The 7856-nt window shown below is 71.4% G+C and carries 5 protein-coding genes; 1 reads left to right on the top strand and 4 read right to left on the bottom strand.

The genetic code is table 11. The annotated features are described in order from the left end of the window. The 4 genes from QZ500_RS05895 to QZ500_RS05880 form a co-directional block, all read right to left on the bottom strand. A partial coding sequence (locus QZ500_RS05895) for an efflux RND transporter permease subunit (RefSeq protein ID WP_295852123.1) occupies positions 1-2776 on the bottom strand: 2776 nt, incomplete at its 3' end. A gap of 15 nt (positions 2777-2791) precedes the next feature. After that, complete coding sequence (locus QZ500_RS05890; RefSeq protein ID WP_295852120.1) at positions 2792-4084, bottom strand: efflux RND transporter periplasmic adaptor subunit; 1293 nt, start codon at positions 4082-4084, stop codon at positions 2792-2794. Positions 4085-4180: 96 nt separating this feature from the next. Then, the gene (locus QZ500_RS05885; RefSeq protein WP_295852119.1) at positions 4181-5026 is read right to left on the bottom strand and encodes a hypothetical protein; all 846 of its coding nucleotides are present in this window, start codon (positions 5024-5026) and stop codon (positions 4181-4183) included. A 2-nt stretch (positions 5027-5028) separates the two neighbouring features. After that, positions 5029-6804: an FMN-binding glutamate synthase family protein gene (locus QZ500_RS05880; protein WP_295852116.1), complete on the bottom strand. Its 1776-nt coding sequence runs from the start codon at positions 6802-6804 to the stop codon at positions 5029-5031. 201 nt (positions 6805-7005) lie between these two features. Between QZ500_RS05880 and QZ500_RS05875 the strand changes: the two genes are divergently transcribed. After that, positions 7006-7845 (top strand): UPF0149 family protein, encoded by an 840-nt coding sequence (locus QZ500_RS05875; protein WP_295852114.1) that lies wholly within the window; start codon positions 7006-7008, stop codon positions 7843-7845. The last annotated feature ends 11 nt before the right edge of the window (positions 7846-7856 follow it).

The following is a 7856-nucleotide window of genomic DNA, read 5'->3' as shown; positions in this document are numbered from 1 at the left end:
TCGACATCCCACGGATGCCGATGCCCAGCAGCGCCCCGACGATGCCCAGGGGCACCACCAGGATCACCGAGAACGGCACCGACCAGCTCTCGTACAGCGCGGCCAGGCACAGGAACACGAACAGGATCGATACCGCATAGAGCAGCGGCGCCTGCGCGCCGGAGCGGCGTTCCTCGAAGGAGGCGCCGGTCCATTCGTAGCCGATGCCGGGCGGCATGCCCTTCATGATCTCCTCGACCTTCTGCATGCCGACGCCCGAGCTGACGCCCGCCACCGCGCTGCCCTGCATCTCGTACGACGGCTTGCCGTTGAAGCGCTGCAGCTGCGGCGAGCCGAAGTCCCAGCGCTGGCTGGAGAAGGAGGAGAAGGGCACCATCAGGCCGGCGTTGTTGCGCACCGACCAGCGGCCGACGTCGTCGGGCAGCATGCGGTAGGGCGCGTCGCCCTGGATGTAGACCCGCTTGACGCGGCCGCGGTCGATGAAGTCGTTCACGTAGGTGCCGCCCAGGGCGCTCGACAGGGTGGAGTTGATGTCGGCCGTCGCCAGGCCGAGCGCGCCGGCACGGCGGTCGTCGATGTCGACCGCGAACTGCGCGGCGTCCTCCAGGTTGTTGGTGCGCACGCCGGTCAACTGCGCATCCTTGCGGCTTTCGCCGATGAAGCGGTCGCGGGCCTGCACCAGCGCGTCGTGGCCGAGGCCGCCGGTGTCCTGGATGTGGAAGTTGAAGCCGGCGCTGGAGCCCAGCCCGCGCACCGCCGGCGGCAGCAGCACCAGCACCCGCGCGTCGCGGATCTTCGACAGCGCCGCATTGGCACGGCGCGCGATCGCCTCGGCGGTGTGCTCGGCGCCGGGCCGTTCCTCCCAGGGCTTCAGCTTGATGAAGGCGCGGCCCGAACCCTGGTCGCCGCCGGTGCCGGTGGAGACGTTGTAGGTCACCACTTCCGGCTGCTGGCGGATGTAGTCCTCGAACTGCGCGACCACCTGCTGGATGCGGGTGTCGGTGGCGCCCGGCGGCAGGCGGATGTCGACGGTCAGGATGCCCTGGTCTTCTACCGGCAGGAAGGAGGTCGGCAGCCGCAGGAACAGCACCGCCATGCCGCCCGCGAGCAGCAGGTAGACGACCATCGTGCGGCCGCTGCGGCGAATGATCTTCCCGACGATGCCTTCGGTGCCGGCGGCGGTGCGGTCGAACACCCGGTTGAACCAGCGGAAGAACCGGTCGGCCCAGCCGAGCGGCCCGCGCCGGATGCGGCGGTGGCCGCCCTCGTCGTGCTCCACATGCTTGAGCATCGTCGCGCACAGCGCCGGCGTGAGGGTCAGCGCCACCAGCACCGACAGCGCCATCGCCGAGACGATGGTGATCGAGAACTGCCGGTAGATGATGCCGGTGGAGCCGCCGAAGAAGGCCATCGGGATGAACACCGCCGACAGCACCAGCGCGATGCCGACTAGCGCCGGCGTGATCTCGTCCATCGATTTGCGGGTGGCCTCCTTGGGCGACAGGCCCTCCTCGGTCATCACCCGCTCGACGTTCTCCACCACCACGATCGCGTCGTCCACCAGCAGGCCGATCGCCAGCACCATGCCGAACATGGTGAGGGTGTTGATCGAGTAGCCGAGCACCGACAGCACGCCGAAGGTGCCGAGCAGCACCACCGGCACCGCGATCGCCGGAATCAGCGTGGCGCGGAAGTTCTGCAGGAAGATGTACATGATCAGCACGACCAGCACCATCGCTTCCAGCAGCGCCTTCACCACCTCGTGGATCGAGGCCTGCACGAAGGGCGTGGTGTCGTAGTTGACGATCGCCTTCATCTGGTTCGGGAAGAAGGGCTCCAGCTCCTTCACCCGCGCCACCACCGCTTCCGACACCTTGAGCGCGTTGGCGCCGTTGGCCAGCACGATGCCCATGCCGGCCGACGCCTGGCCGGCCAGCCGCGACTGGATCGTCAGGCTCTCGGCGCCGAGCTCGACCCGGGCGACGTCCTTCAGCAGCACCAGCGATCCGTCGGTCGCGGTGCGCAGCACCACGTTCTCGAACTGCGCCGGCGTGTTGAGCTTGCTGCGGGCGGTGACGGTCGCATTCAGCTGCTGGCCCGGCAGCGACGGCAGGCCGCCGAGCTGGCCGGCCGAGACCTGCGCGTTCTGGGCGTTGAGCGCGGCGCTCACGTCCGACGGGATCAGCGCGTATTTCTCGAGCTTGCGGGCGTCGAGCCAGATGCGCATCGCGTAGCCGGAGCCGAGCACCTGCACCTCGGCCACGCCGTCGATCCGGCCGATCACGTCGACCAGGTTGCTCGCGATGTAGTCGCCGACGTCGGTGCGGGTGAGCGCCGGGTTCTCGGAGAACAGCGACACGATCATCAGGAAGTCGTTGCCGGCCTTGGTGACCGTCACGCCCTGGCTCTGCACCGCCTGCGGCAGCCGCGGCATCGCCTGCTGCAGCTTGTTCTGCACCTGCATCTGCGCCACGTCGGGGTTGGTGCCGGCGTTGAAGGTGAGGGTGGTGCGCGACTGGCCGGACGAGCTGCTGGTCGCGGCCATGTAGATCAGGTTGTCCAGGCCCTTGAGCTGCTGCTCAATCACCTGGGTGACCGAATCCTCCACCGTCTTGGCGGAGGCGCCGTTGTAGTTGGCGGTGATCGACACCGCGGGCGGCGCGATGTTGGGGTACTGCTCCAGCGGCAGCGTGGTAATGGACACCGCGCCGGCCAGCATGATGACGATCGCGATCACCCACGCGAAGATGGGCCGGTCGATGAAGAAGCGTGCCATGGGGCGGGCGCTCCGTCAGCGGGCCGGCGCGGCGGGGGCCGCCGCCGGCGCGGAGGCCGCTGCCGCGGCAGGCGCCCCGGGCGCCGCGCCCGGCGCGGGGCTGCCGTTGCCGTTGCCGCCCGGCCGCTGCCCGTTGCGGGCCGGCGGCGGCGTGTCGGGCGACACCTCGGTCGGCCGGACCGCATCGCCCGGCCGCACCTTCTGCAGGCCGTCGACCAGCACCCGGTCGCCCGCCGCCAGCCCGTTCGCCACCACCCAGCGGTTGCCGACCGCACGGCCGAGCGTGACGGTGCGGCGCGCGACCTTGCCCTGGCCGTCCACCACCAGCGCGGTGGCACGGCCGACCGCATCGCGCACCACGCCCTGCTGCGGCACCAGCAGCGCGTCCTCGTCCACGCCTTCCTCCAGCACCGCCCGCACGTACATGCCGGGCAGCAGCAGGCCGTCGGGGTTGGGGACGGTGCCGCGCAGAGTGACGGCGCCGGTCGTCGGGTTGACGCTCAGTCCGGCGAACTGCAGCCGGCCGTCGCGGCCGTAGGCGCTGCCGTCTTCCAGCAGCAGCCGGATGCGCGCGGCATCGGCGCCGCTGCGCACCAGCCGGCCGGCGGCGAAGTCGCGCTTCAGGCGCAGCAGCTCGGCGCTGGACTGGGTGATGTCCACGTAGAGCGGGTCGATCTGCTGAACCGTGGCGAGCGCGGTCGCCTGGTTAGCGGTGACCAGCGCGCCCGGCGTGACGCTGGACATGCCGATGCGCCCCGAGATCGGCGAGGTGATGCGGGTGAAGCCGACGTTGATCCGGGCCGTCTCGACCGTCGCCTGGGCGGTCGCCACGTCGGCTCGCGCCTGCGCAAGTGCGGCCTGGCTCTGGTCGTTGACCTGCTTGCTGACCGCTTCGATCTTCACCAGCTCGGCATTGCGGCCGGCGGTGACTTCGGCGGCGCCGGCGGTGGCGCGGTTGCGCTGCAGCGCGGCCTGGGCGCTGGCGAGCGTGGCCTGGAAGATCGAGGGATCGAGCTGGTAGAGCGCCTGCCCGGTGCGCACCGTCTCGCCTTCGGTGAACAGCCGCTTCTGCACGATGCCGCCGACCTGCGGCCGGATGTCGGCGGTCAGGTAGGCACTGGTGCGGCCGGGCAGTTCGGTGGTGAAGGTCTGGCGCTGCGGCTTCAGCGTGACGACGCCGACTTCCTGGGGGCCCGCCGGCGGCGGTGCCTCTTGCTTGCGCGAGCAGGCGGCCAGCGCCAGGGTGAGGGCCAGCGCCGGCAGGAGCGGGCCGTACGCTACTGCACGCAGCGGGAAAACGAAGGTCATGGGAGGTGCGGGAACGAGGGCGCAGACGGCGATGGTTCCGTCTCCAGGTAAAGCGATTGTGAAGGCGCGCTAACTGTTACGGAATGTGGCACGCCCCTAGGGGTTTTCCCGAGCCGGTCCCTCGGCCAGCAGCGACCAGGCCGCCCGCGCGCGCTGCAGGTCGCGGCCCCAGCGGCGGTCGGTCGGCAGCCGGCGCAGCCAGCCCATGCGGCGGATCGCCTGCGCGACCAGGGCCTGTACCGACGGCGGCTGCTGCGCCAGCCAGGCTGCCCACGGCGCCCGGGCCGCGTCGAGCGCACCGGCTTCCAGCAGGTACACGGCGGCCGAATGCGCGTAGCAGAGGATGTCGCGTGCCTGGCACTGCGCCAGCGGCAGGGCGGCCTGCGGGTCGTCCTCAAAATCGACATAGCCGACCACGCCGTCCGGGCAGCGCACCAGGTTGCGGGCGAAGGCCTGGCTCAGGCAGGTGCCGGCCCGGTGCACCCGCGCGATCGCGTCGAGCCCGTGACGGAACAGCGGCAGCACTGCCTGCGGCCGGCCGTCGCGCACGTTCTCGTTCATTTCCTCGGCGAGCGACGGCGTCGGCTGGCCGGCGGTGCCCAGGTGGCCCATCAGGAAGCCGTCGGGCTGCTGGGCCAGCACCGGCGGCACCCGCAGGCCGCGCAGCGCCAGGTCGCGCAGCCGGCGCGCCTCGGTGTCGATCGACGCCCGGCCGCCCGGGTTGGGCACCGGCGCCAGCAGCGGCAGCCGCACCGCCCGCGCCAGCAGGCCGAGCAGCCAGAACGGCCAGCGCGCATGCGGCACGCCGGCGCGTTTGATCCAGACCTGCTGGTCGTCGAGCCGGTAGTGCTGGACCGGCTCGGTCTGCTCGCGCAGCCGCTCGCGCAGGAAATCGTCGTAGCGCGTGGACGCGATGGGGGCGGTGCGGACGGCGCCGGACACGGTCAGGGTTCCTCAATCGGCGCCAGCAGGCCGGTGGCCACCGTCGCGCCGGAATGCTGGGCCGGCGGGCCGGGCGCCGGCTCCACCGCGCGGAAGCTCTCGGCGCTGGCCAGCGGCCAGTAGTGGCGGAACACCGTCGGCAGCGAGGCCAGGTCGCCGAGCAGCGCGCCCGGCGCCACCTGCAGGATCAGGTTGGACAGCAGCCGCACCTCGGTGTCGGTCAGCCGGCGCACGATGTGGTGGGCGCTGATCTGCTGCGGGTGGTCCAGGCCCGCGGCCTGCACCAGCTCCTTCAGCGCCTCCAGCGTGCTGCGGTGGAAGTGCGCGACGCGCGCCGCCTTGTCGGGCACCACCAGCGCCTGCTGGCGCAGCGGGTCCTGCGTGGTCACGCCGGTCGGGCAGTTGCCGGTGTGGCAGGTCTGCGCCTGGATGCAGCCGAGCGCCAGCATGAAGCCGCGCCCGGCGTTGCACCAGTCGGCGCCGAGCGCCATGTAGCGGGCGATGTCGAAGGCGCTGATCACCTTGCCGGCGCAGCCGATGCTGATCTGCCGGCGCAGCCCCACGCCGACCAGCGTGTTGTGCACCAGCAGCAGCCCCTCCTGCACCGGCGCGCCGACGTGGTCGGTGAATTCCACCGGCGCCGCGCCGGTGCCGCCCTCGGCGCCGTCGACCACGATGAAGTCCGGCGTGATGCCTGTGGCGAGCATCGCCTTGACGATGGCGAACCATTCCCACGGATGGCCGATGCACAGCTTGAGCCCTACCGGCTTGCCGCCCGAGAGTCGCCGCAGCCGCGCGATGAAGTCCATCAGCTCCAGCGGCGTATGGAAGGCGCTGTGCGAGGAGGGTGAGATGCAATCCTTGCCCACCGGCACGCCGCGCGCCTCGGCGATCTCCTGCGTCACCTTGGTGCCGGGCAGGATGCCGCCGTGGCCGGGCTTGGCGCCCTGGCTCAGCTTGATCTCGATCATCTTCACCTGCGGCTCGCGGGCGTTCTGCACGAACTTTTCTTCGCTGAACGTGCCGTCGTCGTTGCGGCAGCCGAAGTAGCCCGACGCCACCTGCCAGATCAGGTCGCCGCCGTGCACCCGGTGGTGGCGCGACATCGAGCCCTCGCCGGTGTCGTGTGCGAAGCCGCCGGTCGCGGCGCCCTGGTTGAGCGCCAGGATCGCGTTGGCCGACATCGAGCCGAAGCTCATCGCCGAGATGTTGAACACGCTCGCGTGGTAGGGCTGGGTGCAGGGCTCGCGCGAGGGCGACGGCGCATCCGGCCGGCCGCCGATCCAGACCCGGAAGTCGTGCGAGTCGAGGTGCGTCGGCACCATCGAGTGGTTGATCCACTCGTAGCCCTGCCGGCCCACGTCGAGCTGGGTGCCGAACGGGCGGTTGTCCGGCTCGCCCTTGGCGCGCTGGTAGACCAGCGAGCGCTGCGCGCGCGAGAAGGGCAGCGATTCGGTATCGCTCTCGATGAAGTACTGGCGGATCTCCGGCCGCACGTACTCGAACAGGAAACGCAGGTGGCCGATGACCGGGTAGTTGCGCAGGATCGCGTGGCTCGGCTGCCGCAGGTCGCGCAGGCCGACCAGCACCAGCAGCCCGGCCACGAGCGCGGTGCCGGCAGCGGCGAAGGAGAAGCCGCGTGCGGCCAGCACCGCCAGCGCGATGCCGCAGGCCGCCGCGCACAGCGCCAGCGTCGCATAGCGCAGCGGATAGCGGCCCCAGCCGCGGCGGGCGCCGTGCAGCGAAGGCCGGGAGGGCCCGGAAGGGACAGCGGACATGGGGTTTCCTCAGGGGGCGGCGGGATGGCGGCTTACACTGGCCCGCCCGCGGCGTGATGCGCATGCGCCGCGCCCCGCGCGGGCCCGGCCGGCCGATGATAAGAGCCGCCTCTGCCGGCCGTGTATCGCGCGGCCGATGTCCCGCGGCCCGTGCGCCCTGCCGGACACCGCGCCCCCGATCCCCTTTTCACCCCGCTGCCCATGTCCGACGCCACCGACACCACCGACCCTTCCGCCACCGCACCCGCTGGTCCGCTCGCGCCCGAGGAATTCGACGCGCTCGACGAGATCCTCGACGAGCTGCGCACCCGCGACGACGAAATTCCGCAGTGGGAGTTCTGCGACGGCTTCATGGCCGCGGTGATCTGCTGCCGCCGGCCGATCCCGCAGGCCGAGTACCTGGAAGTGCTGCTCGGCGAAGGCGCCGCGCCGCCCGCGCCCGGCGCGCCGCTGGCCGAGGCCGGCGGCGGCGTGTTCTCCGGCCCGATCCAGCAGCGCCGCTTCCTGGAGCTGTGGCAGCGCCGCTGGGACGACATCGTCGCCTCGCTCGACACCGAGGTCGAATCGCTCGACGACGAGCGCAGCTTCCAGCCCGAGATCATGGACGTGCGAGGCGCCATCGCCGCCCTGCCGCCGGAAGAGCGGCCCGAGATCGCCGAGGAAGACATCCCCTCCATCGCCCAGGTCTGGGCGCTCGGCTTCATGTACGCGGTCGAGAACTGGGAGGACGATTGGGCGCCGCCGCGCGACAAGGAAGCCGCCGAGTGGCTCGACGGTGCGCTGCAGACCATTGTCGGCCTGACCGAGCCCGACAGCGGCACGCCCGAGATCCCGATGTTCGCCGAGGACGGCCCGCCCACCATCAGCGAGCAGCGGCTCAACGACTACGGCGAGGCGATCTGGGCGGTCTACGACATCCGCCGGATCTGGAAGAGCATCGGCCCGGCGGTCACGCCGTTGCGCAAGGAGGCGGAGCCGGGCCGCAACGACCCGTGCCCCTGCGGCAGCGGCAAGAAGTACAAGAAGTGCCACGGCGCCTGAGCGGCGCTGCC

The sequence above is a fragment of the uncultured Xylophilus sp. genome, assembly GCA_913776965.1.
GTDB lineage: Bacteria > Pseudomonadota > Gammaproteobacteria > Burkholderiales > Burkholderiaceae_C > Xylophilus.
The sequence above is the reverse complement of the archived record's forward strand: the minus strand, read 5'-3'. Positions and strand labels throughout refer to the sequence as shown.

Coding starts and splice junctions, on each gene's coding strand:
- QZ500_RS05880 (WP_295852116.1), bottom strand. CDS start 6,804: ATGTCCGCTGTCCCTTCCGGGCCCTCCCGGCCTTCGCTGCACGGCGCC.
- QZ500_RS05890 (WP_295852120.1), bottom strand. CDS start 4,084: ATGACCTTCGTTTTCCCGCTGCGTGCAGTAGCGTACGGCCCGCTCCTG.
- QZ500_RS05875 (WP_295852114.1), top strand. CDS start 7,006: ATGTCCGACGCCACCGACACCACCGACCCTTCCGCCACCGCACCCGCT.